This window comes from Proteus sp. PR00208 (genome assembly GCF_016238545.1).
In the GTDB taxonomy this organism is placed as follows: Bacteria; Pseudomonadota; Gammaproteobacteria; order Enterobacterales; family Enterobacteriaceae; genus Proteus.
This window is the reverse complement of the sequence record NZ_JAEHQE010000001.1, coordinates 462,137-485,234: the sequence shown is the minus strand read 5'-3', so window position 1 is coordinate 485,234 and position 23,098 is coordinate 462,137. Positions and strand designations below refer to the sequence as shown.

The 23,098-nt window shown below is 35.8% G+C and carries 24 protein-coding genes; 12 read left to right on the top strand and 12 right to left on the bottom strand.

Going from position 1 to position 23,098, the window contains the following annotated elements:
* Positions 1-4: 4 nt before the first annotated feature.
* Together JEP36_RS02285 and JEP36_RS02280 are read right to left on the bottom strand one after the other, a co-directional pair.
* On the bottom strand, positions 5-322 hold the full coding sequence (locus JEP36_RS02285; protein WP_109372388.1) for a hypothetical protein: 318 nt from the start codon (positions 320-322) through the stop codon (positions 5-7).
* A gap of 68 nt (positions 323-390) precedes the next feature.
* Positions 391-687 (bottom strand): putative quinol monooxygenase, encoded by a 297-nt coding sequence (locus JEP36_RS02280; RefSeq protein WP_198629830.1) that lies wholly within the window; start codon positions 685-687, stop codon positions 391-393.
* 298 nt (positions 688-985) lie between these two features.
* Here JEP36_RS02280 and leuE point away from each other — a divergent pair, with 298 nt between their 5' ends.
* From leuE to ttcA, 3 genes are all read left to right on the top strand, one after another.
* Positions 986-1,627 (top strand): leucine efflux protein LeuE, encoded by a 642-nt coding sequence (leuE, locus tag JEP36_RS02275; protein WP_198625583.1) that lies wholly within the window; start codon positions 986-988, stop codon positions 1,625-1,627.
* A 271-nt stretch (positions 1,628-1,898) separates the two neighbouring features.
* On the top strand, positions 1,899-2,447 hold the full coding sequence (locus JEP36_RS02270) for a 4Fe-4S dicluster domain-containing protein (RefSeq protein ID WP_198619581.1): 549 nt from the start codon (positions 1,899-1,901) through the stop codon (positions 2,445-2,447).
* 324 nt (positions 2,448-2,771) lie between these two features.
* Positions 2,772-3,695 carry a tRNA 2-thiocytidine(32) synthetase TtcA gene (ttcA, locus tag JEP36_RS02265; RefSeq protein ID WP_196533251.1) on the top strand — a complete coding sequence of 308 codons (924 nt, stop codon included), beginning with the start codon at positions 2,772-2,774 and terminating at the stop codon, positions 3,693-3,695.
* A 307-nt stretch (positions 3,696-4,002) separates the two neighbouring features.
* On the opposite strand, the gene zntB is transcribed toward ttcA, so the two are convergent.
* On the bottom strand, positions 4,003-4,986 hold the full coding sequence (gene zntB / locus JEP36_RS02260; protein WP_109372393.1) for a zinc transporter ZntB: 984 nt from the start codon (positions 4,984-4,986) through the stop codon (positions 4,003-4,005).
* A 378-nt stretch (positions 4,987-5,364) separates the two neighbouring features.
* On the opposite strand from zntB, the gene JEP36_RS02255 reads away from it, so the two are divergent.
* Complete coding sequence (locus JEP36_RS02255) at positions 5,365-5,706, top strand: DUF4377 domain-containing protein (protein WP_109372394.1); 342 nt, start codon at positions 5,365-5,367, stop codon at positions 5,704-5,706.
* Between the two features lie 304 nt (positions 5,707-6,010).
* Positions 6,011-6,571, top strand: coding sequence for an Ail/Lom family outer membrane beta-barrel protein (locus JEP36_RS02250; RefSeq protein WP_198619584.1), 561 nt, complete (start codon positions 6,011-6,013; stop codon positions 6,569-6,571).
* A gap of 479 nt (positions 6,572-7,050) precedes the next feature.
* Here JEP36_RS02250 and JEP36_RS02245 read toward each other — a convergent pair whose 3' ends face one another.
* Complete coding sequence (locus JEP36_RS02245) at positions 7,051-8,670, bottom strand: peptide ABC transporter substrate-binding protein (RefSeq protein ID WP_196533253.1); 1,620 nt, start codon at positions 8,668-8,670, stop codon at positions 7,051-7,053.
* A 223-nt stretch (positions 8,671-8,893) separates the two neighbouring features.
* Between JEP36_RS02245 and tpx the strand changes: the two genes are divergently transcribed.
* Positions 8,894-9,397 carry a thiol peroxidase gene (gene tpx, locus JEP36_RS02240; RefSeq protein ID WP_198619585.1) on the top strand — a complete coding sequence of 168 codons (504 nt, stop codon included), beginning with the start codon at positions 8,894-8,896 and terminating at the stop codon, positions 9,395-9,397.
* A 68-nt stretch (positions 9,398-9,465) separates the two neighbouring features.
* Here tpx and tyrR read toward each other — a convergent pair whose 3' ends face one another.
* The 8 genes from tyrR to pspA form a co-directional block, all read right to left on the bottom strand.
* The gene (gene tyrR, locus JEP36_RS02235) at positions 9,466-11,031 is read right to left on the bottom strand and encodes a transcriptional regulator TyrR (protein WP_196533254.1); all 1,566 of its coding nucleotides are present in this window, start codon (positions 11,029-11,031) and stop codon (positions 9,466-9,468) included.
* Positions 11,032-11,184: 153 nt separating this feature from the next.
* Positions 11,185-11,604: a hypothetical protein gene (locus JEP36_RS02230; RefSeq protein WP_232797443.1), complete on the bottom strand. Its 420-nt coding sequence runs from the start codon at positions 11,602-11,604 to the stop codon at positions 11,185-11,187.
* A 537-nt stretch (positions 11,605-12,141) separates the two neighbouring features.
* Positions 12,142-13,185, bottom strand: a complete 1,044-nt coding sequence (locus JEP36_RS02225; RefSeq protein WP_198625582.1) for a YcjF family protein — start codon at positions 13,183-13,185, stop codon at positions 12,142-12,144.
* The gene (locus tag JEP36_RS02220) at positions 13,182-14,576 is read right to left on the bottom strand and encodes a YcjX family protein (protein WP_109372400.1); all 1,395 of its coding nucleotides are present in this window, start codon (positions 14,574-14,576) and stop codon (positions 13,182-13,184) included. Before JEP36_RS02220 ends, JEP36_RS02225 begins: the two co-directional genes overlap by 4 nt.
* Positions 14,557-14,811 (bottom strand): phage shock protein PspD, encoded by a 255-nt coding sequence (locus JEP36_RS02215; RefSeq protein WP_265576286.1) that lies wholly within the window; start codon positions 14,809-14,811, stop codon positions 14,557-14,559. The genes JEP36_RS02220 and JEP36_RS02215 overlap by 20 nt, the downstream gene beginning before the upstream one ends.
* A gap of 119 nt (positions 14,812-14,930) precedes the next feature.
* Positions 14,931-15,287 (bottom strand): envelope stress response membrane protein PspC, encoded by a 357-nt coding sequence (gene pspC / locus JEP36_RS02210; RefSeq protein WP_109372402.1) that lies wholly within the window; start codon positions 15,285-15,287, stop codon positions 14,931-14,933.
* On the bottom strand, positions 15,284-15,517 hold the full coding sequence (gene pspB / locus JEP36_RS02205) for an envelope stress response membrane protein PspB (RefSeq protein WP_023582319.1): 234 nt from the start codon (positions 15,515-15,517) through the stop codon (positions 15,284-15,286). Before pspB ends, pspC begins: the two co-directional genes overlap by 4 nt.
* Positions 15,518-15,553: 36 nt before the next feature.
* Positions 15,554-16,222, bottom strand: coding sequence for a phage shock protein PspA (gene pspA / locus JEP36_RS02200; protein WP_072062534.1), 669 nt, complete (start codon positions 16,220-16,222; stop codon positions 15,554-15,556).
* A 214-nt stretch (positions 16,223-16,436) separates the two neighbouring features.
* Here pspA and pspF point away from each other — a divergent pair, with 214 nt between their 5' ends.
* From pspF to sapF, 6 genes are all read left to right on the top strand, one after another.
* Positions 16,437-17,432 carry a phage shock protein operon transcriptional activator gene (gene pspF / locus JEP36_RS02195; protein ID WP_198625580.1) on the top strand — a complete coding sequence of 332 codons (996 nt, stop codon included), beginning with the start codon at positions 16,437-16,439 and terminating at the stop codon, positions 17,430-17,432.
* A gap of 292 nt (positions 17,433-17,724) precedes the next feature.
* Positions 17,725-19,410 carry an ABC transporter substrate-binding protein SapA gene (gene sapA / locus JEP36_RS02190; protein WP_196533258.1) on the top strand — a complete coding sequence of 562 codons (1,686 nt, stop codon included), beginning with the start codon at positions 17,725-17,727 and terminating at the stop codon, positions 19,408-19,410.
* A 3-nt stretch (positions 19,411-19,413) separates the two neighbouring features.
* The gene (gene sapB / locus JEP36_RS02185) at positions 19,414-20,379 is read left to right on the top strand and encodes a putrescine export ABC transporter permease SapB (protein WP_088496042.1); all 966 of its coding nucleotides are present in this window, start codon (positions 19,414-19,416) and stop codon (positions 20,377-20,379) included.
* A complete protein-coding gene (sapC, locus tag JEP36_RS02180; RefSeq protein ID WP_023582324.1) occupies positions 20,366-21,259 on the top strand; it encodes a putrescine export ABC transporter permease SapC in 894 nt (297 codons plus the stop codon). Before sapB ends, sapC begins: the two co-directional genes overlap by 14 nt.
* On the top strand, positions 21,259-22,260 hold the full coding sequence (sapD, locus tag JEP36_RS02175) for a putrescine export ABC transporter ATP-binding protein SapD (RefSeq protein WP_088495738.1): 1,002 nt from the start codon (positions 21,259-21,261) through the stop codon (positions 22,258-22,260). The genes sapC and sapD overlap by 1 nt, the downstream gene beginning before the upstream one ends.
* On the top strand, positions 22,250-23,059 hold the full coding sequence (gene sapF, locus JEP36_RS02170) for a putrescine export ABC transporter ATP-binding protein SapF (protein ID WP_023582326.1): 810 nt from the start codon (positions 22,250-22,252) through the stop codon (positions 23,057-23,059). The genes sapD and sapF overlap by 11 nt, the downstream gene beginning before the upstream one ends.
* The last annotated feature ends 39 nt before the right edge of the window (positions 23,060-23,098 follow it).

The window sequence follows — 23,098 nt, the reverse complement described above, 5'->3', positions numbered from 1 at the left end:
CTAATCATACATTATTAGCAAGTTGCATTTTTAACCAAAAACTTTGCTGGCATAAATTAAAAAATTCTTTTCTACAAGGAGAAATCGGTTTGTTATTCGACTCTACAATTTCCCAAGTTATCCAATGTTCAGGACATTGAGCATCATTATCATAGTGTTCTGTTTCTATCTCTTCTGTGCATTTCAAGATGACACCATCAGAAAATAACCAAGTATGAGTTGCCCTGGTTATTTCTGTTAAGTTATCCAAAAAATTCTGAGTACTTAAAATTTGATAGCTATCTTCTTGGTTTACAATTTGAGATATATACTTCGCTAACATCACCTTCTCTCTTGCCTTACTTCTTATTATTTAGTGTACCCATTATAAATGAGTCTAGTTTTATTACTTTATTTTTCATCAAAAGCATCCGCCATAAGTAAAAATTTAGGCTCAGCTTTTTTATATGCATTAATCATAGGGACTAATCGCTGAAAATGTTCACTAGCACAATGCACATCAAGCGCAGCATGATCTGGCCATTGTTCAATAAAGACAAAGTGACCAGGATCTTTCTCATCAACATATAAATTGTAGCTAATACACAGAGGCTCTTTCTTAGTCGCCTCAACAAGTTCTCGATAAAGAGGTAAAACAATTTCTATCGCTTCTGTTTTAATAAAATCTTCAGCAATTACTTTTAACATCACATTTCCCTTAGCGTAATTGATTAATACAGAATACTGTATAAAAACACAGATAAATATAATCGAGTTAACTTAAGAGATCTACTCTCTTTACATAAGAAAATTGCATCTTTTTTAAATGCTAACAATAGAGTGTAATCCATTGAAGTGATAACAGAGTGCTGTTTCAAACAGAAAGCAGTAAGCATCAAACATTTATCTTCTATATGAGTGAAAATATGCATTTAAATAAGGTGGATTCTCTTTATATAATAGCAATTCATTAAGTAATACAGAGAAAGTAGGATTGGGGGTTAACGTGTGGCTTGAACAATTTGGTGTACTCAATATCTGGACATACCTCGCAGGCATGTTTTTTATTATCCTCGTTCCTGGCCCTAATACACTCTATGTGCTAAAAACAAGCGCATCAGGTGGCGTCAGTGATGGTTATCGTGCTGCATTTGGTGTCTTTTTAGGTGATGCCATTTTGATTTTTCTCGCCTTTATTGGTGTCGCATCTGTTATAAAAGCCTCTCCAGTACTCTTTACTATTGTCCGTTTTTTAGGTGCTTTTTATCTCCTGTATTTAGGAATAAAGATTATCCATGCGACTTTTTTCTCCAAAAAAGTACATTCAGAACAAACAACAACGGTACAGAAACACATTTTCAGAAAAGCGCTTACATTAAGTATGACCAATCCTAAGGCGATCCTATTTTATATTTCATTTTTTGTTCAGTTTATCGATTTTAATTATGCACATACCGGATTATCTTATTTAATTCTCGCTTCCATGCTTGAAGCGTTTAGTTTTATCTATCTCTCTTTTCTAATATTTGGTGGTGTAGCCCTTGCTCGTTTCTTTGGCTCACGTAAAAATATCGCTAAACTGGGTAATGGTGTTATCGGGCTTTTCTTTATGGGATTCGCAACTAAATTAGCAACATTATCATCATAGTTTTTAATAACAGATATCCATTAAAGAAACGGCAATCGAAATAAGATTGCCGTTTTTTCATCTACGATTATTTACGTATATTATAAAGTCTTATTCCTATTATTTTATTAAATACTATTCATTCTCATTTGATTTTAAGTTTAAAAAACCCTTTTTTATTTAGTTGTTATTATTTGACCTTATTTATTAGAGATAATATTGATTAATATTACTAAAATAAATCATCAAACATTATATTATAAGTTATATAACCCTATAAATAGGTATTGAGATGAATAGCCAAATTGTTATTGACTCTAAAAAATGTATTGGCTGTAAAACATGTGAAGTTGTTTGTTCAGTCGGTCATACATCAGAAAAGGATGGAAATGATTTTCTCAATAAAAAGAATTTTCATCCAAGGATCCGCATTATTAAATTAATGCATCAATTTACAGCTTCTGTTTGCCATCAATGTGAAGATGCACCCTGTGCCCAAGCTTGTCAGACAAAAGCATTAGTGCGTGGTGAAAATTTTGTCGAAACACACCCTGAAAATTGCATTGGATGTAGAGCTTGTCTTTTAGCTTGCCCATTTGGCGCCATTGAACTTGAGAAAAAGGCGCATTCGGCACCTACTTATTGTTTAGATCTTGGTCAACAATTTCAAATTGATATCGTTAAATGTGATTTATGTAATCATAGAGAACAAGGCCCTGCTTGTGTTGAGTTTTGTCCTCAAGATGCCTTAATTTTTGTCTCTGATAATGAATTGTCACAATTGACTGCTGAACGTAGAAAAAACTCTATTTTACGAGAACTACCAACGATACCTTATTAAAGTCTATGCTTATTTAATAATCACCACGTGATACAAAAAGTTTATAGCCTTATTCAGTTTATATAAGGCTATTACTTCTTACTTTTTACCGCCTTGAAATCGCTTAACTGTAGTTATCTATATCGAAACCACCCTACCATCTGGTATCATTGGCGACTTATCAATTTTCTTGCCATAAATAACTTTGTTTTTCACACAACTTATTACTTGAGCCTATAAGATATTTTATATATTTATCATATTGTTAAGGCATCAAAACAGCGAAGAACAAAGCCTTGGTTAGCAAGTTACAGAATAATCAGCAACGATATAGAACCGTAAAAAATGAGCATCCCAAAAGAGCAGTATAATTTCAACAAACTACAAAAACGCTTACGCCGTGATGTTGGGCAAGCTATCGCTGACTTTAATATGATTGAAGACGGCGACAAAATCATGGTCTGCCTCTCTGGTGGTAAAGATAGCTACACGCTACTTTCTATCTTAATGAATCTGCAAAAAAGTGCGCCAATTAATTTTTCACTTGTTGCAGTCAATTTAGACCAAAAACAACCCGGATTCCCTGAGCATATTTTACCTGAGTATTTAAATGAACTTGGTGTGGAATATAAAATTGTTGAAGAGAATACCTATGGGATCGTTAAAGATATTATTCCTGAAGGTAAAACAACCTGCTCTTTATGCTCACGTTTACGTCGTGGTATTTTATATCGCACAGCGACAGAACTTGGTGCAACTAAAATTGCTTTAGGCCACCATCGTGATGATATTTTAGAAACATTATTCTTAAATATGTTTTATGGTGGAAAACTTAAAGGTATGCCACCTAAATTAATGAGTGACGATGGCAAACAAATCGTTATTCGCCCTCTTGCTTACGCTCGTGAAAAAGATATTGAGCGTTTTGCACAAGCAAAACAGTTTCCAATTATCCCTTGCAATCTTTGTGGCTCACAACCGAATCTCCAACGTCAGGTTATTAAAGAGATGCTAAGAGATTGGGATAAGCGTTACCCTGGTCGTATTGAAACCATGTTTAGAGCAACACAAAATATTGTCCCATCACACTTATGTGATACTCAATTATTTGATTTTGTGAATATCAAGCATGGTGATGAAGTCATTAATGGTGGCGACTTAGCTTTTGATAAAGACGATATTCCAGCCGTTCCAGTCATGTTCCAAGAAGAAGATGATGAACGCCCTGACTTTAGCCAAAACAAACTCGATATTGTTGAAGTGAAATAATGCACTATCTCCTAAGCCTTGCATTCAGGGCTTAGGATTTTTATGGCTAAATAATCGCCAATAATAAATTTAAGCAAAAAAAAACCGATGTTAATAAACATCGGTGTAATAATGGTCAATTATTCTGTATTAAGAACTCAATATGAGAAAAACTACAATTATGGAGCACAACGTTCATCGCTCAACGTTGTATTCACCTGCGAGAGTTATAATGCCAGATGTTCTATTTTAAAAAATTGATATATCTCAAACAGGGTTAGAGAATTCTTTTTTAAATCCATTTAGTTACGATTAATTTGCTGAAATTTTACAACCATCTACTACGCTTTAACCACCAAGTAACAATCACAATCAAAACAAAGAGAGATAAACAAAAAATGGTAAAACCATAAGGAAATTCATTTCCAGGTATGCCACCTAAATTGACACCAAATAGCCCTGTTAGAAACGTTGTTGGTAAAAATAACATCGCCATTAGAGACATAGTATAAGTACGTCTATTCATCGCATCAGCCATCATTGATGTTATTTCATCTGCAATTACCGCCGTACGAGAAATACTACTGTCCAAATCTTCTAAACGTCGAGAAAGTCTTTCTGAGATTTCTAACATCGTGACTCTATCGCTATCACTCATCCACGGTAATTTTTCAATAGAGAGTCTTGAAAATACATCTCGTTGAGGTGCCATATAACGACGTAAAACAATTAACTGCTTTCTTAATAATGCAAGTTCACCTCTTGCTGGTATTTGTTGATCGAGGATCATATCTTCCAATTCAATTAATTGGTCATGAAGCGTCTCAACAAATTCGCCTATTTCATCAGTCACTGCATCAGCCATTGTAATTAGCCAATCACCGCTATTTTCAGGGCCATTACCAAGTTCTAATGTATGAATAACAGAATCTACAGAATTGACTCGGCGATGGCGACTTGAAACAATTGTTTGGCTGTTAATATAAATTCTAAAAGCGACAAGCTCATCGGGCCGATCATTAGGATTATTATTAATTGTTTGCAAATTGATGACGATACCTTCACCAATGCGTTGTGCTTTTGGTCTGACGTTCTCTGCAAGTAATATATCTTTAGCAATAGGTGGAAGTAATTCTGTCTCTTGTATCCATTGAGCACTTTGTGGCTTGCGGTAATCTAAGTGCACCCAATATGGATTTTCATTTGTTGCAACAGTTTCGGCCGTGATTTCTGCTGCTCCTCCATGCCCATTAAGTTGTGCTGTATAAATAGCATCTGAATCTTGTATAACAGAGTCATTAATTGTTTTCACTTAACTTCCTCCATAACTTTTGCTTTAAAAGTAATATTTGAATTAAATACTCAACTGTCAAATATGATTAATCTACCTTCATTTTATAACGTTATGTTTTGAACCGTTATTCTATACTTTTTTTCTAGTTAACTGTATATCAGCACTATTTTTGTTTTATTCATCTAAAATATCTAATTATCTTTATTACTTTAGGATTATTACACTAAATCAAATACTGATAGTTGCGTTAGTATATTAATACTTAGAACAACCGCAGGTAACTTATTTTATTTTCAGGAGAAAAGTTACCTACTGTAATTTATAATAACTATCTAACTGGTGTATACTAAATATTCTTTAATGCATTTGTTGCACCCTAAAAATAAGGTCATCAATATGAAAAAATTTATCGCTATTCCTTTATTTTTGCTTTTGGCTGGATGCAATGACGCAACTTCAACTGAAAGTGCAAATACAACATCATCTACGGGAACAACAAAAACGCTTCTAGTGGACTCACAACTGTATGATTGTGTGGGTGTCGCGCCAATGAAGTGTATGAAGGTGAAAGAACTGCCTTCTGGAGAATGGTCCCTGTTCTATCAAAATATTGATGGTTTTGAATATAAAGCAGGCACTGAATATACATTAAAAGTTAATGTTACAGATATTCCTAACCCACCAGCAGATGCATCAAGTGTAAAATATACACTGATTGAAGTTGTAGATAAAAAATAGAACATCGCACTAAAATCTGGCTCACAATAGGTATTAAAGCTTATTGTGAGTATTTTACCTATTACGCTCAATTACTACTCCCTTCTATTTAAGTAATTTCTTATCATTTCATTGCACTATCATTAAGATAATTAATAAATCTTATGCTGTTTAATAATTAGCTATTTATAATAGTTTGATTTTTTATTGAGTTTAAAAATAAGCATTCAAACTTTTTTTAAGAGTAATTTCAATCAATTAATATTGAAATCGACATTTATTTTACTAAAAATGGTGTTCTACACATCAACATAGAAACTCCATAATGAATAAATTAGTCCTTATTTTAATTAGTTTAGCTTTATCTTATTCCTCTACATTACATGCCTATGATAAGACGCATACCCTCTCTGGTGGCTATATTTATGGCAAAATAAAAGGTGACACAGCAAAAGGTGAAATAATCAGTTATCGTTATGAAACAGAAAATGCTTGGGGAATATTAATTTCTCTACTACGTTTAAATGCCAACCATAAAGAACATTTTATTGATCCTCGTTTTACCATACCTTCAACAATAAAATACCGAACTAAAACCACAGGACTATTAATCGGCCCAACTTATAGAATAACACCTGAAATTTCTGTTTATGCTCAAATGGGGCCTAATAAATTAAAGCATCAGGAAGATAAATATCACCCTAAAATAAATACAACAGATTCCCATATAATTAATACAACAAGTGTAATTGGTCAAATTGGCATCGATTATAATCCTGTTAAGGATATCTCATTTAGCTTGGGCTATCTTTATTCTGATACCACAGCCAATAAACGTCATATTGAATTAAATGCCTTACAACTCTCTTTGGGATATCGTTTTTAAATCGTGTTGACAATCTGTAGTGTCATTTAACACTTACAAAAAGAAAAACAGATAGATTCATTTATAAAACCATCAAACACCATAACAAAAGCATTAATTATTGTTATAATTAAGAGTTTACAACTATAAATAAACAAAAATACAATATTTAACATCACACACATTGCACGATTAGTCAAAACAATGTCGCAAAAATGTATTAACATCCTACTTGCAATGTTTATTCCTTTTGAGTCTCCTTCTGTTTTCATAACAGAGGGATTTTTTTTGTTATAAATATTTTATTAATCACTGTAACAGTTAGATACAATAAAAGGCGTGCAAAGAAAGTATTAACAATATAATTTATATCTAGATAATAAGTTACCCTGCTTTATTTTGCTACGCCCCTTTCTAAAAGGGGTTCTTTTTTATTTTTTCTATAAAAAACACTCAATTAAATTGAGTGTTTTCTGTTTATGTTAAAATAAAGAATTGAATCAATGTTTCAATATATAAAGTGTATGGCTATAAGCAACATCTTCTGGGTTCTCAATGGGATAACCTTTTAACCACGGCTTTATCAAGCGTCCATTTGTGTATTGATAAATAGGTGCGATTGGTGCATCTTCAGCAATTATTTGCTCAGCGCGGTTATACAGACTATTTCTTTCGTTTGTATCAATAGTCATACCAGACAATGTTAATATTTCATCATATTGCTTATTCTGATATTTAGGGATATTACCAGCGTGTTTAGAGCCTAATAAGCTTAAAAAAGTAGAAGGCTCGTTATAATCGCCAACCCATGATGCTCTTATAACATCAAAATCCCCAGAATTTCGGCTATCAATATATGTTTTCCATTCCTGATTACGTAATTCGACTTTCACGCCTAACTTTTTCTTCCACATAGAAGCAACTGCAATAGCAATTTTCTGATGATTCTCTGAATTATTGTATAGCAATGAGAGTGTTAATGGATTATGAGGGCCATATCCAGCAGCCGCTAATAAGATCTTAGCTTGACTATCTAATTCATCTTGATTGTATTCATCATAAATTGTAGGTTCTGGGGTAAAGCCTGCCGTTACATCAGGTGTAAAACGGTTTGCTGATTTCTCCCCTGTTCCTAATACTTTATCAGTGATAATTTTTCTATCTATTGCCATCGCTAACGCTTTACGTACACGAATATCTTTTGTTGGCCCTGATTGGGTATTAAAAGCATAATAATAAGTTCCTAACTGGTCAGGAATATAAACCTCATTAGGAATATCTTTCATTAATTTATGATATAAATTTTTCGGGAACGACTCTGTAATATCAATATCACCCGCTAAATAACGCTTAGTCGCATGTGATTCATGATTAATCGGCACAAAAGTGACTTTGGTTAATACTGTATTTTTATGATCCCAATAATAAGGATTTGGCGTTAATACGATCTTCTCATTAACGACTCTATCTTTTAAAACAAAAGCTCCATTTCCGACTAAGTTGCCAACCTTAACCCATTCAGTGCCATATTTTTCAATGCTATGATGAGGTACAGGATATAACGAAAAATTAGTCGTTAAACTTGGAAAATACGAGACTGGTCGCTCTAATGTCACTTTTAGCGTTTTTTCATCAAGTGCTTCCACGCCTAATGATGTTGGTTTTAATTTTCCATCAATAATCTTTTGTGCATTTTCAATAGATGCAAGTGATGCATACCATGCAAAAGGTGAAAGATTCTTAGGGTCAACTAACCTTTGCCAGCTATAGACAAAATCTGTTGCGGTTACTTTTTCACCATTAGACCATTTGGCATTATCGCGTAAAGTGAAGATCCACACACGATTATCTTCTGTACGCCAACTTTGAGCAACACCTGGAATGGGACGTCCATGCTCATCTTCTATCGTCAACCCTTCAAATAAATCACGTTGCACTTGAGCTTCTGTTAATCCTACTGCATTAATGGGATCAAGTGATGCAGGCTCATCTTTTAAATGTCGAACTACTTCTTGCTTTTTATCGAGTATCGTTCCTGCGGGGACTACTGCCGCATTTATCTGCGATGTGAGTAATCCTTGAACGACAAGTGCACATGAGATGACGAATATTTTGCGCATGTCTGTTTCGTCCTGTAATCTGTATGAGAATAAACTGCACAATTATAAGAGCCTGATAAAAAGGCACAATCACTGATTACAAATATTTTATAAATTTTTATGTTTTTAGTGATGACTACGCCAATAGTGGCAAATTTTAATAATGGTTAAGCATTAACGAAAATTATCGTTAATACTGAGTATTAATAACAGTTAGTCTGACAACTAATAAAGGAGAACAACAATGGCACATCAAGTTACTTTACAAGGAAATGCAGTGGCACTATCGGGTAATTTCCCAACAGTCGGTCAAAAAGCAGCTGATTTTTCTCTTGTTGGTAAAGATCTTAATGATGTTTCTTTAGCGAATTTTGCAGGTAAACGTAAAGTTCTAAACATTTTTCCAAGTGTAGATACTGGTGTTTGTGCTGCAAGTGTTCGCCAATTTAACAAAGTTGCAAATGAATTAAATAACACAGTTGTTTTATGTATTTCAGCTGATTTACCTTTTGCTCAAGCGCGTTTTTGTGGCGCGGAAGGCTTAGATAACGTTGTGACATTATCTACAATGCGTGGTGCTGAATTTAAAGAAAACTACGGTGTTGCAATTACATCAGGTCCATTAGCTGGCTTAACAAGCCGAGCAGTGATTGTTTTAGATGAAAATAACATGGTTATCTACACCCAGTTGGTTGACGAAATTACAACTGAACCCAATTATGATGATGCGTTAAAAGCACTGAAATAATACTGATAAAAAAATAGACGAGTATTATGCTCGTCTATTTTTATTATGCACAAAATCTTACTACTCAATTATTCTTCAGACTTATCACTCTTTTTATTCGTAAGATTATATTCTCTTAGCTTATTCGCAATAGCGGTATGAGAAATACCTAAGCGTTTCGCTAATTTACGTGTACTTGGATAATCACGGTATAAACGCGTTAAAATCGAAGCTTCAAAGCGTTTTGTCATTTCATCTAACGAGCCTTCTAATAGATTCTCATCAAATAATGTTTCATCCGTGTGCTCAGGTAACGTAATATCTTGAACACGCAATGTATTTCCGACTAACTGTGCCATTGCTTGATAAACAGTATTCCGTAATTGGCGAATATTACCCGGCCAAGAATATTGCATTAAATAATTTGAGAAATCAGTAGAAATGGACGGTACACCCACTTTTTGTTCTTGACAGTACTGATTAATAAAATGAGTTGCCAACGGAATGATATCGTCCTTTCTTTCCCTTAATGGCGGTAATGTTAATGTTAATACATTCAAGCGATAATAGAGATCTTCTCTAAACAATCCCTTTTGTACTAATTCCCACAAATTTTTCTGAGTAGCACAAATAATGCGCACATCTACATTCACTTCTTCTTCTTCACCCACTCGGCGGAACGTTCCATCATTTAAAAAGCGTAGAAGTTTGATCTGCATTTGCGGGGACATTTCACCGATTTCATCAAGTAAAACAGTACCGCCATTGGCTTGCTCAAAAAAGCCCTTTTTTCCTTCAATGGCATTAGGATAAGCACCCGCTGCATAGCCAAATAACTCACTTTCAACAACATCATCAGGCATTGAAGCGCAATTTAAGCCAAGAAATGGATATCTTAAACGGCTACTTAGTAAATGGCAGGCTTTTGCTAATAAATCTTTTCCTGTACCTGTTTCACCCACTAATAACAATGGATCATTCATTATTGCCATTTTCTTTGCACGAGTAATAAGCTGCTTCATTTTAGGTGTTACGGCAATAATTTGGTCAAACCCACTTTGATCATTAGTCACTAATCTAGGGTAATTATAAATAATTTCATTATATTTCAGTAAAACAAAAGCCCCAACGCAATGATTATATTGGTTATCGTCTGTCAGTTTAATTGGGACTATTTCCATTTCAAAATTCTGTTTTTTCACAGTAATAGGCACCTTTTGAATAAAGTGCTCTTTTTGTTCTAAAAAACGATGAATATTAAAATTTGGGATAAATTGGTTAAATGTTTTCTCAGCATGATCATCTGGAGATAAACCAAAAAGCTGTCTTGTTGCAGGGTTAAGTAATTTTACCTTACCCTTGGTATCAATAGAAAACACAGGAACAGGAACAGATTCTAATAATGTCCAAATTGCACGATGTTCTTGCTCTGACGGCATAAATGCAACAGTACGTACATCAATAACACCATTTATTCGACGTATCTCCGCCATAAGAGGTTGAAATATATTAAAATCTATCTGTGAGAAATTCAGGTAAATAAGACCAATTGGGAATATTTCAATTCCACGCAAATCGATATTTTTTAATACGAGCAGATCTAATAATTCACGGGTTAACCCGATGCGATCTTCACAAGTGACCTCTAAACGCATTATAAACCTTCTTAATACTGAGTGACCCTGAACTAATTCTAGATATTATACATAAATATCAACGAAATAAAGAGGATTGTCAGCAAAGGTTGACACCACTAGCATTTATTTTTACACAACTAAATCAATCTCCTAATTTTTAAGCAAGATTATTTATGCTTTAAAAAAACCGAATAACGAAAATGAAGAGGTTTTTATTATTTTTTTTAGTTCAAAATCGATAAGATATTCGACATCCTTTACCAAAGGGCTTAATTCTCGACGGATCACCTTTTTGATAGTTTTACATCCATTATCAAAACAAAAGAGGAGATACTCTAATGCGTTTATTGCCTTTTCTTTCTTATCCGACTCAGTCAGATATTCAAAAAATTGGGATATCTCTTTTATTTGAAATGACTTAGGTTGCTTTTGATATTGTCTTTTTTTAATCTCACTGATCGTCTCATCAAGAATAGGGATTAAAATACTTAATTGGTTGTCAATGTTTGAAACATTAAATTCTGAACTTAGGTAGAGTTGACGTCTTGCTTTAGAGAGTTTTTTTATTACTGAAATTTGTATTTCTTTCATTTTTTACCCTTCTTAGAATAATTATTTATTAACTATTTTCTATTTTTTACAAATAAAAAACCGCCTCTGTTTACTAAATAACGAATAACTTACAAATTAGATGTTTGAAAATATATTGATAGAATAGGTCTTGCGATACATTTTTGCGGTAACATTTAACGCTATTTATTAAACCAAACTCAAGACTATTTTTCTTTCAAAAAAGGAATATTTTGACTGAAATTACAAATATTTCACTAGAGGGATGCACATTAATCTTTATATACAAATAGTTATAACCATCTCAAATTTTGTAAAAATTGACTCTTTTTAAAATTTTTTATCACGATAGTTTCCATTTAAAACAATAACATTATTGGTAGTAAAACTATAAAAACACTTTATAGCATTCAGTGACTTATTTTAAAATAATATTTTATCATCTTTATTATTATGGCTATTTTATATAAATAACACCTTGCCAATCTTTATACAAAAAAACCGCAGAATGGCTTCTGCGGTTTTTATTTAAAATTATTAAAAGGTGAAAATAATAAGTTATTCTTTTTTCTTACTACCAATGGTATTTTTTAATTTTCCAATTAGCTCTTTTCTAAAATCGCCTAGCTTAGGTTTATTATCATCAATCCAAGGTAAAGGACGGCATAATTCCATTGCTTTTATTCCTAAGCGTGCCGTTAATAAGCCTGCTCCAATACCTTGAGCGGCTCTTGTTGATAATCGTGCTGCAAGATCTTGTGAAAGCCAGTCCATTCCAACTTCTCTAACCAGTTCTGTCGCACCCGCAAATGCAATATTGACTAGAACAAGGCGAAAGAGTTTTAGACGACTATAGTAGCCTAATTCGATACCGTAAATTTCTGCAATACGATTAATTAAACGAATATTACGCCAACCAATAAAGGCCATATCAACCATTGCCAGCGGACTAACAGCGATCATTAAGGTTGACTCTGCTGCAGAACGACTAATTTCAGCTCTAGCTTGTTTATCCAAAATAGGTTGAACAAGTTGACTATAAAGTTCTAATACTTCTTTGTCGTTATGGGTGTCGTGTAATGCACTTTGCCAACGAATTAATGCAGGGTGTTGTGAGCTAATACCCGCTTGTTTAGCAAGTTTTTCACAAAATGGTCGACCATTCCCCATCGCATGGCTATAAAGTAACTCTTTTGCTTTATCTCTTTCATCTGCCCGTTGACGTAAACGATAAATACGGCGCCACTCTGTTATAACTGATCCAATCCCAGCGACAACAATTAATCCACCCGCACTGGCTGCACCCAACGCAATCCAGTCAGAATTTACCCATGAGTCATAAATCCATTGTCCCGTTTGGGCAATAACACTAATCCCTAAAATGGTACTCGCAATCGTTAATAAACGTTTCCAGATATTTTTTTTCGGTTTTAAAATTGATTGAACATCACCTTCTAATTGCCCTTCATTCTCTTCATCCAATTGTGGATCAATAGGCAAAAATTGCTCATTTTCATTAAAGCCAACACCTTTTTTCAAGATGACTTCTTCGTGAAGTATGGGCTCTTTAAAATCAATTCGCGATTTTAATGGCTCATTCATTTTAATTTATCCCCTAACAAAAACTCCATTGCACTATCCATACGAATATGAGGAACCGCACTATCTCTTGATATTTGTTGCGGCCTAAAAGATTCGAAACTAAACCCTTGTTTTTCCCAAAATGTTTTTTCAGGTAATCGCTTAGGAACCTCACCGGGAAAATATACTAATGGTGTGTTATCGCTTAAACGAAAACCTTTTAAGGCTGGTATTTTTTCGCCATGATGATCAACAATCCCACTTTCAGTTGCCGCAATAGAAGCTAGTCCCATGCAATCTATACTGATCCCCTCAAAAATAGCATTTTGTTTAGCATCTTGAATAAGCTGTTGAAGCAATGACACTAAGTTTTCGTGTTGATCAACCGTGATATGGTCGGCTTTTGTGGCTGCAAACAGAAGTTTATCGATACAAGGTGAAAATAAGCGTCTAAGTAAAGTTCTTTTTCCATAATGAAAACTGCGCATTAATTGTGTTAATGCTTGGCGCATATCATTAAAAACATCTGCACCTTGATTTAAAGGTTGCAGGCAATCAACCAAAACAATTTGTCTATCAAATCCTTGGAAATGATCACGATAAAAACCTTTTACAACATGCTGTCCATAATATTCATAACGCTGTTTTAGCATACCAATATTAGTGCGTTTATCTGCATTCTTTAATTTAGCAATATCATATTGTTGCAAATCAGCCCAAGGGAAAAACTGTAAAACAGGTGCTCCCGCTAATTCACCGGGTAATACAAAACGTCCAGGTTGAATAAAGTGAAGCCCTTCTTCCTTGCACGATAATAAATAGTCAGTGTAAGCGGAGGCAATATCAGCTAATAACGTTTCATCAGCTGGCGCAAAAGGATCACATTTTTTAAGGAGTAATTGCCAATGCTGTTCTGGTGATGTTCTTTGGCGATTGACCTTATTCATTTGCTCTGACCATTCAAAATAGTCTTGCTCAAGCATAGGTAAATCTAATAGCCATTCGCCGGGGTAATCAACAATTTCTAAATAAAGAGAAGATGTTTCTTTTATAAAACGTGTTAAAGATTCATTCGAGCGATAACGTAGTTGTAAACGAATTTCGCTGACCCCTTTTGTAGGAACGGGCCAACTTGGCGGTGTATGATAAAGAGATTCCATTCCCTCATCATAAGTAAAACGAGGAATATTTAAATTATGTTGAGGAATGCGTTTTACACCTAGTAGTTGTTTATTTCGTGCAGCCGAAAATAGTGGTAAACGCGCGCCTGTATGCACATTAATAAGTTGATTAACTAAAGAGGTAATAAATGCTGTTTTACCACTTCGACTTAATCCAGTTACGGCCAAACGAAGATGTCTATCAACACCACGATTAATAAAAGCGGTAAGTTCATTTTGTAGGCGTTTCATGTTTCTCCCAAGACATTTGACGCGATAGCTTATTAAAACCTGCTTTGATAATAGGTTCAGCTATCAATAGAACCAGCCAACGTAACGGTTTGCTACTTACTCGTTTTAATATACCGCCTGTGATTGCAGCTGGCCCAAATAAAGTGAATAACATTAACCCAAATGTTAACCCTTTTTTGGCTAATTGGGCGAGTTTATTTGTTTTTAAAGAAACGAATACTTGATTGGAATTCACAATAGGCTCCTCAATCAGAATTTTTATTCTCTCACAATACAAGCGTTGAAAAAGATAAACGGACTGAAAGAAAGACGCTCCTAAAATGGAGCGTCTTATCAGATTAAATGGCAAAAATATTACAAATCTCGAAAACGTTTATTTAACTGATAAGTAGAAGAGGTAATATAACGTTCCATTTGTTGTAAACGTTTTTCACCTTGCATCAATTGATTATCTACCCCGCTTAAAATGTCTTTTAAGCTCTCTTGCTGATTTTCACCTTGCTGGTAATTAGCAGGAGCTGGCTCCATAAAGAAACTTAAAACAAAATAAGCAACAATAGTTAAACCGAAAAAACCAGCAAACAGCGCAATCACCGCAATAACCCTGATAAGTAAAACAGGAATATTAAAATAATGGGCAAGCCCAGCACATACACCACGGATCATGCCCTCTTGTGGCAAGCGATACAATTGCTTGCTTTGCATCGTCATTGTGATTGCCTCCAGTTAGGATGTTCTGCATCAAGTATTTGTTCTAACGTCTTAATGCGTTCCTGCATTTGCTGAGCTTTATCCACCAGCGCGCTCAGTCGCTGCATTTCTTGATGGGTTAACTGAACATTACCTCCACCTTTCTGACTGTTGTAGTGCAACCACAACCAAATAGGGAGAATAAATAAAACGAAAATTGTCAGTGGTATTCCCAGAAATATATAGCCCATTACATATCCTTTATAAGATGGTTATTACGCTTGCTGTTACTCTTTATTGATATTGATTTTAGCTTTTAATGCCGCTAATTGCGCGCTAATTTCATCATCAGCTTTTAATTCAGCAAACTGTTGGTCTAAAGATTTTTCCTTTCCTAAACCATAACTTTGAGCTTCACCTTCCATATGGTCAATACGGCGTTCAAATTGTTCAAAACGCGCCATTGCTGCATCCATTTTACCACTGTCTAATTGGCGACGAACTTGGCGAGATGAATTTGCTGCTTGATGACGCACAACTAAAGACTGCTGTTTTGCGCGTGTTTCAGTTAGCTTGTTTTCTAATTCGCTAATTTCGCCTTTTAAACGAGTTAGCGTTTCATCAATAATAATCAGTTCGTGTTTCAATGTGTCATTAACTGATGCTACACGTTGTTTTTCGATTAATGCTGCACGAGCTAAATCTTCTTTTTCCTTGATAAGAGCTAACTCTGCTTTATCCTGCCAATCTTTCATCTGTTTTTCAGCTTGTTCGATACGGCGCTCTAATCCTTTCTTTTCAGCTAAAGTGCGTGCAGAAGTTGTACGGATCTCAACTAACATATCTTCCATTTCTTGGATCATTAGGCGGATCATTTTTTCAGGATCTTCCGCTTTATCTAATAAAGAAGCGATATTGGCATTAATAATGTCAGCAAAACGTGAAAATATACCCATGATGTTATCCTTAATAGCTATGCTAATTAGTGACGTTAAATTATTTCAGTAATGGCGCACTGTCGTAACGCCGGCATACTTTAGTTAATACAATTTGCGTGCCAACTTTTAAAATTCACTTAACCTATTAATAATAGGTAATTTATATTGTTCGCCTATTTTTCAAACACCTGATAGACTGGTAAAAAATACCTCAATATGGTGAATTTAACCAATGAATGAGAATTTAGAGACAATAATCGGCGTTGATAGTCAATTTATTGATGTATTAGAACAAACCTCAGCACTTGCTCAATTAAAAAAGCCTGTATTAATTATTGGTGAACGAGGTACAGGCAAAGAGTTGATCGCTCATCGCTTACACTATCTTGCTCCTTGGTGGCAAGGACCTTTTATTTCAATCAACTGTTCTGCGCTCAATGACAATTTACTTGATTCTGAGCTTTTTGGTCATGAAGCAGGCGCTTTTACTGGTGCTAGAAATCGTCATCAAGGGCGTTTTGAACGTGCGGATGGAGGTTCTCTTTTTCTTGATGAACTGGCGACTGCTCCCATGCTTGTGCAAGAAAAGCTTCTGCGCGTCATTGAGTATGGTCATTTAGAGCGCGTTGGGGGCAGTCAATCTCTGCATGTTGATGTTAGGCTTATTTGCGCGACAAATGCAGATTTACCCGCAATGGCAGAAGAAGGTAAATTTCGTGCCGATTTACTCGATAGATTGGCGTTTGATGTTATTAGACTCCCGCCATTAAGAGAGCGACGTGCAGATATTATGTTGCTTGCTGAAAATTTCGCTATCTCAATGTGCCAAGAGTTAGGTTTACCTTTTTTTCCTGGTTTTAGTGATAGTGCGCGCCAAGTACTTTTAGATTATTCATGGCCAGGTAATATTCGTGAGCTAAAAAATGTTGTTGAACGCTCGGTTTATCGTCATGGAACCTGCGATAACGTACTCACCAATATTATTATTGATCCCTTTGCCGGTCTTCAGACGTCAAAAACACCCACATTAAAAAAATCACCTAAAGAAAATTTTTCACTACCTATATTACCGTTGGATTTACGCCAATGGCAAAATGATGTAGAAAAAAAATTAGTAAATAGTGCATTAAAAGAGAGCTTATATAACCAGAAAGAGGCGGCTGAAAAATTATCACTAAGTTACGATCAATTTAGAGGGCTAATTAAAAAACATCAAATAATAACTTAATTTATTGATAAATATAGTTTTTTAATTGCCAAGGGGGAGGCGTAAACAATAGGCAAAAAAAAAGCCAGCACCCGAGCTGGCTAGTAAAAAATACTGGAAGCAATGTGAGCAATGTCGTGCCCTCTGCGGAAAACCTCTTACCGCTGAAGGGCAATACGGATGATAATCTTTATCATTAGCATTTGTAAAGCATTTTATTGAGAATTTTTCTCACTTTGTTTTTTTGACTATTTGGGGATAGAAAGTTTTTTAAGTTACAATAGCAAAATCGTTTCTCTAAAAGACATTATTTATGCGCCCTATTTTATTTATTGGTACTTTGCTACTCACCTTTACAAGCGTAACTTGTATTGCGGATGTAGCACCAAAAACACAAGCACCATCTATAACGCTTGAGCCAACTCCAATTAATCAAAATGGCTTTGTTTACTGTGTTGATGGCAGTGTAAATACCTTTAATCCACAACTATCAAGTAGTGGATTAATTATTGATCCTCTAGCTGCACAGCTCTATGACCGTCTTTTAGATGTCGACCCATACACTTATCGCCTGATCCCTGAAATTGCAGCTCGATGGGAAACATTAGATAACGGCGCGACATACCGCTTTTATTTACGTAAAAATGTCTCCTTTCAACAAACATCTTGGTTCACACCAACACGTAAACTTACCGCTGATGATGTTATTTTTAGTTTTGAAAGGATGATCAATCCACAAAATCCTTTCAATCAAATTAATGGCGGGAAATACCCCTATTTTGACAGCTTAAGTTTTGCCAATAATATCCAATCGATAAAAAGACTAGGTCAATACACGGTAGAATTTAGCTTAAAAGAGCCTGACGCCTCCTTTCTATGGCATTTAGCAACACATTACGCCCCTATTCTTTCTGCCGAATACGCCCAAAATTTAGAAAAATCAGGCGATCAAACACAGCTTGATTGGAAACCAGTAGGAACAGGCCCTTTCTTTTTAGATGAATATCAACCAGGGCAATTTGTTCGTTTATTTAGAAATAAAGATTACTGGAAAGGCCAACCCAAAATGCAACAGATTGTTATTGATATGGGTGCAGGTGGTACAGGCCGTATATCTAAATTACTCACTGGTGAATGTGATGTTTTAGCCTATCCTGCCGCAAGCCAATTAAAAGTCTTACGTGACGATCCACGACTAAGATTAACGTTGCGTTCTGGTATGAATATCGCTTATTTAGCCTTTAACACCAGCAAACCACCCCTAAATGATCTTAAAGTTCGTCAAGCTATTGCTTATGCCATTAATAACGAACGTTTAATGGAATCTATTTATTATGGTACGGCAGAAACGGCAGCATCAGTGCTTCCTCGCGCATCTTGGGCTTATGATAACCGAGCAAAAATTACAGAATATAATCCTGAGAAATCGAAACAAATTCTTAAAGAGCTAGGCCTTGATGGGCTGAAATTAAATCTTTGGGTACCTAGCGCCTCACAATCTTATAATCCAAGCCCATTAAAAATGGCGGAACTTATTCAAGCAGACTTAGCGCAAGTGGGTATTCAAATGAGCATTCGTCCTATTGAAGGACGATATCAAGAAACGAGTATGATGGATCGCACCCATGATATGACCTTATCTGGTTGGTCAACTGACAGTAACGATCCTGATAGTTTTTTCCGTCCTCTCTTTAGCTGTGCAGCCATTGGCTCACAAACTAACTTAAGTCATTGGTGTTTACCTAACTTTGATGATATTTTGAAAAAAGCGCTTTATAGTCAGCAACTTGCTTCAAGAATGGATTATTATCATGAAGCTCAAGATATTCTTGCTCAAGAGTTACCAGTGTTGCCTTTAGCAAACTCTTTACGTATGCAAGCATATCGTTATGATATTAAAGGATTGGTATTGAGTACTTTTGGTAATGCGTCTTTTGCTGGTGTTTATCGAGAGGCAGAAGTAGACGAACAAAATCACAAGAAAGAGGCTGTAAAATAATCCATGATTATTTATTCAATACGTCGATTGCTTTTATTGCTTGTGACACTGTTCTTTTTGTCGCTAGTGAGCTTTAGCCTAAGTTATTACACACCAAATGCCCCGTTAAGTGGTGCATCACTCACCGATGCCTACTTTTTTTATGCCCATAATATGATCCATTTTGATTTTGGTATTTCCTCTATCAATGGTGAACCTATCAAAGCGCAATTGGTAGAGGCACTTCCAGCGACCATGGAGCTTTGTACATTAGCTTTTCTTTTTGCCCTTATTGTAGGTATTCCTGCTGGTATTATTGCGGGAGTTTGGCGTAATAAATCCGCCGATATTATTATCAGTAACTTCGCGCTTTTAGGTTTTTCTGTGCCAGTATTTGGACTTGCATTGCTGCTAACGCTTTTCTTCTCACTAAAATTGGGTTGGCTACCTGTTTCAGGCCGTATTGATTTGCTTTATAACTTACAACCTATTACAGGCATTGCATTAGTGGATGCGTGGTTATCTGATTCACCTTATCGTCAACAAATGATCATTAATGTATTACAGCATTTAATTTTACCTGTAATAACTCTGGCTATTGCACCAACAACCGAAGTTATTCGATTAATGCGAAACAGTACGGAAGAAATTATGTCAGAGAACTACGTGAAAGCAGCCGCAACTCGAGGTCTTTCACGTTTTACAATTATTCGTCGCCATATTCTTCATAATGCTTTACCCCCAATCATCCCTAAATTAGGCTTACAGTTCTCCACCATGCTTACGCTAACTATGGTAACAGAAATTGTATTTAACTGGCCGGGGCTTGGTCGTTGGTTGGTTACAGCAATCCGTCAACAAGATTACTCTGCTATTTCAGCTGGCGTAATGTTGGTGGGTTCAATGGTCATTATTGTCAACGTTTTATCGGATATTGTGGGCGCAATGAGCAACCCAATGAAACATAAGGTGGGATATGCCTTTAGATAGCCAATTTTATAAAGAGAAAAAAACACCCACACCCGCTGCGGTGATTTGGCAATGTTTTTCTAAAGACGTTATCTCAATGGTTGGGTTTTATGGCGTTCTTTTTCTCTTAGTGCTCAGTATTATAGGCCCTTATATTGCGCCTTATGCACTTGACCAACAATTTTTTGGCCATCAACTCACTCCGCCATCTTGGTATCAAAACGGCAATGTCTCTTATTTCTTTGGTACAGATGATTTAGGACGTGATGTATTCAGCCGAATTTTAATTGGTACAAGCATGACCTTTGGTGGTGCATTTATTGTTACTTTTGCAGCGACACTGATGGGATTAATTATCGGTTGTTTTGCAGGTATGACTCATGGCTTAAAATCCGCTATTCTCAATCATATATTAGATACCCTGTTATCAATTCCATCCCTACTGCTTGCTATTATTGTTGTAGCTTTTGTTGGAACAAGCCTTGGTCATGCGATGATAGCGATTTGGCTAGCGCTGTTACCTCGTTTAGTCAGAATGATTTACTCTGCGGTTAATGATGAATTAAACAAAGAGTATGTTATTGCTTCTCGACTTGATGGTGCATCGAACATTTCCATTTTATGGTATACCGTACTGCCTAATATTACGCCTGTATTAGTTTCTGAATTAACACGCGCTTTCTCAATTGCTATTCTTGATATTACAGCATTAGGTTTTCTCAATTTAGGTGCCCAACTTCCTTCACCAGAATGGGGAGCGATGTTAGGTGATTCGTTAGAGTTAATATATGTTGCTCCTTGGACAGTCTTAATTCCGGGCGCCACAATTATGATAAGCGTTTTACTGGTGAACCTTTTAGGTGATGGTTTACAGCGTGCAATAAATGAGGGAGTTGAATAATGCCTTTATTAGATATACGCAATTTAACCATTGAATTTATGACACCCGATGGCCCAGTAAAAGCGGTAGATCGTGTTTCTATAACCTTAAATGAAGGTGAAGTGAGAGGTCTTGTTGGTGAATCAGGGTCGGGTAAAAGCTTAATTGCAAAAGCGATTTGTGGCGTTACAAAAGATAATATCAGTGTGACAGCCGATCGCTTTCGTTTTGATGATATCGACTTACTTAAATTATCACCAAGAGCTAGACGCCGAGTCATTGGTCATAATGTTTCAATGATTTTCCAAGAGCCACAATCTTGTCTTGATCCTGCTACAAAAATTGAACAGCAACTTATACAGGCAATTCCTGGTTGGACTTTTAAAGGCCATTGGTGGCAACGCTTTCATTGGCGAAAACGTCGCGCAATTGAACTATTACACCGTGTAGGTATTAAAGATCACAAAGACATTATGCGCAGTTATCCTTATGAATTAACTGAGGGTGAATGCCAAAAGGTGATGATTGCCATTGCTATTGCAAATCAGCCTCGATTGCTGATTGCGGATGAACCGACTAACGCTATGGAGCCGGCAACACAAACCCAAATCTTTCGTTTACTGACTCGACTTAATCAAAATAACAATATGACCATTTTGTTGATTAGCCATGATTTGCAATGGATGAGCAAATTGGCGAATAAAATTACGGTTATGTATTGTGGTCAAACCGTTGAAACGGCATCCCCTGACGAGTTATTAGTGACACCTTATCATCCTTATACTCAGGCTTTGATCCGCTCTATTCCCGATTTTACCAACTCATTGGCACATAAGAGCCGTTTAAATACATTACCCGGTGCAATCCCCTCTCTTGAGCATTTACCTGTGGGATGTCGCTTAGGGCCTCGCTGCCCTTATGCGCAGCGACAATGTATTGAAGCACCTCGGTTACGTTTATTTAAAAACCATGCCGTGGCTTGTCATTTTCCGTTAAATGTGGAGCCAACTGATGTTCGATAAGCTGCTTGAGGTGAAAAATCTATCAAAAACATTTCGCTATCGTACCGGATTATTTCGGCGTCAGCAGTTAGAAGCCGTAAAACCTGTGAGTTTTACGCTAGAACCCAAGCAAACTTTAGCTATTATTGGTGCTAATGGTTCGGGAAAATCTACACTAGCGAGAATGTTATCAGGAGTGACAGAGCCTACGGGTGGCGATATTTTTATTAATGGGCATCAACTGACTTTTGGTGATTACCCTTATCGTAGTCAGCGAATTAGAATGATATTTCAAGATCCCACCAACTCATTAAACCCGCGCCAGCGTATTGGTCAAACATTAGAGATCCCTTTACGCCTGAATACAGACTTAAGTGCGATTGAGCGTGAAAAACGAATTTATCAAACATTACGCCAAGTGGGTCTTTTACCTGAACATGCAAACTATTATCCTCATATGTTTGCATCAGGTCAGCGTCAACGAATTGCGCTTGCACGAGCATTGATATTACAACCTCAAGTCATTATTGCCGATGAGGCAATAGCTTCGCTGGATATGTCTTTACGCTCACAAATAATAAACTTGATGTTAGAACTGCAAGAAACCCATGATATTGCCTATATTTATGTGACACAAAACTTAGGCATGACAAAACATATTAGCGATAAAATCATAGTGATGGATAATGGCGAAGTCGTTGAACGTGGTAATACAGCAGAAGTCCTTGCGTCACCATTACATGAAGTTACTCGAAGATTGGTAGCAAGTCACTTTGGTGAAGCCTTAACAGCAGAAGCTTGGCGTCAAGATTTGACTTAAGTGTAAACAATATAAGCATAATGTTGATTGTACATTATT

Coding starts and splice junctions, on each gene's coding strand:
- pspF (WP_198625580.1), top strand. CDS start 16,437: ATGAATGAGAATTTAGAGACAATAATCGGCGTTGATAGTCAATTTATT.
- pspC (WP_109372402.1), bottom strand. CDS start 15,287: ATGACGATGCAAAGCAAGCAATTGTATCGCTTGCCACAAGAGGGCATG.
- pspA (WP_072062534.1), bottom strand. CDS start 16,222: ATGGGTATATTTTCACGTTTTGCTGACATTATTAATGCCAATATCGCT.
- JEP36_RS02230 (WP_232797443.1), bottom strand. CDS start 11,604: ATGAAAGAAATACAAATTTCAGTAATAAAAAAACTCTCTAAAGCAAGA.
- JEP36_RS02250 (WP_198619584.1), top strand. CDS start 6,011: ATGAATAAATTAGTCCTTATTTTAATTAGTTTAGCTTTATCTTATTCC.
- JEP36_RS02245 (WP_196533253.1), bottom strand. CDS start 8,670: ATGCGCAAAATATTCGTCATCTCATGTGCACTTGTCGTTCAAGGATTA.
- tpx (WP_198619585.1), top strand. CDS start 8,894: ATGGCACATCAAGTTACTTTACAAGGAAATGCAGTGGCACTATCGGGT.
- sapD (WP_088495738.1), top strand. CDS start 21,259: ATGCCTTTATTAGATATACGCAATTTAACCATTGAATTTATGACACCC.
- ttcA (WP_196533251.1), top strand. CDS start 2,772: ATGAGCATCCCAAAAGAGCAGTATAATTTCAACAAACTACAAAAACGC.
- sapF (WP_023582326.1), top strand. CDS start 22,250: ATGTTCGATAAGCTGCTTGAGGTGAAAAATCTATCAAAAACATTTCGC.
- JEP36_RS02285 (WP_109372388.1), bottom strand. CDS start 322: ATGTTAGCGAAGTATATATCTCAAATTGTAAACCAAGAAGATAGCTAT.
- sapA (WP_196533258.1), top strand. CDS start 17,725: ATGCGCCCTATTTTATTTATTGGTACTTTGCTACTCACCTTTACAAGC.
- JEP36_RS02280 (WP_198629830.1), bottom strand. CDS start 687: ATGTTAAAAGTAATTGCTGAAGATTTTATTAAAACAGAAGCGATAGAA.
- JEP36_RS02255 (WP_109372394.1), top strand. CDS start 5,365: ATGAAAAAATTTATCGCTATTCCTTTATTTTTGCTTTTGGCTGGATGC.
- sapC (WP_023582324.1), top strand. CDS start 20,366: ATGCCTTTAGATAGCCAATTTTATAAAGAGAAAAAAACACCCACACCC.
- JEP36_RS02225 (WP_198625582.1), bottom strand. CDS start 13,185: ATGAATGAGCCATTAAAATCGCGAATTGATTTTAAAGAGCCCATACTT.
- JEP36_RS02220 (WP_109372400.1), bottom strand. CDS start 14,576: ATGAAACGCCTACAAAATGAACTTACCGCTTTTATTAATCGTGGTGTT.
- sapB (WP_088496042.1), top strand. CDS start 19,414: ATGATTATTTATTCAATACGTCGATTGCTTTTATTGCTTGTGACACTG.
- tyrR (WP_196533254.1), bottom strand. CDS start 11,031: ATGCGTTTAGAGGTCACTTGTGAAGATCGCATCGGGTTAACCCGTGAA.
- JEP36_RS02270 (WP_198619581.1), top strand. CDS start 1,899: ATGAATAGCCAAATTGTTATTGACTCTAAAAAATGTATTGGCTGTAAA.
- pspB (WP_023582319.1), bottom strand. CDS start 15,517: ATGGGCTATATATTTCTGGGAATACCACTGACAATTTTCGTTTTATTT.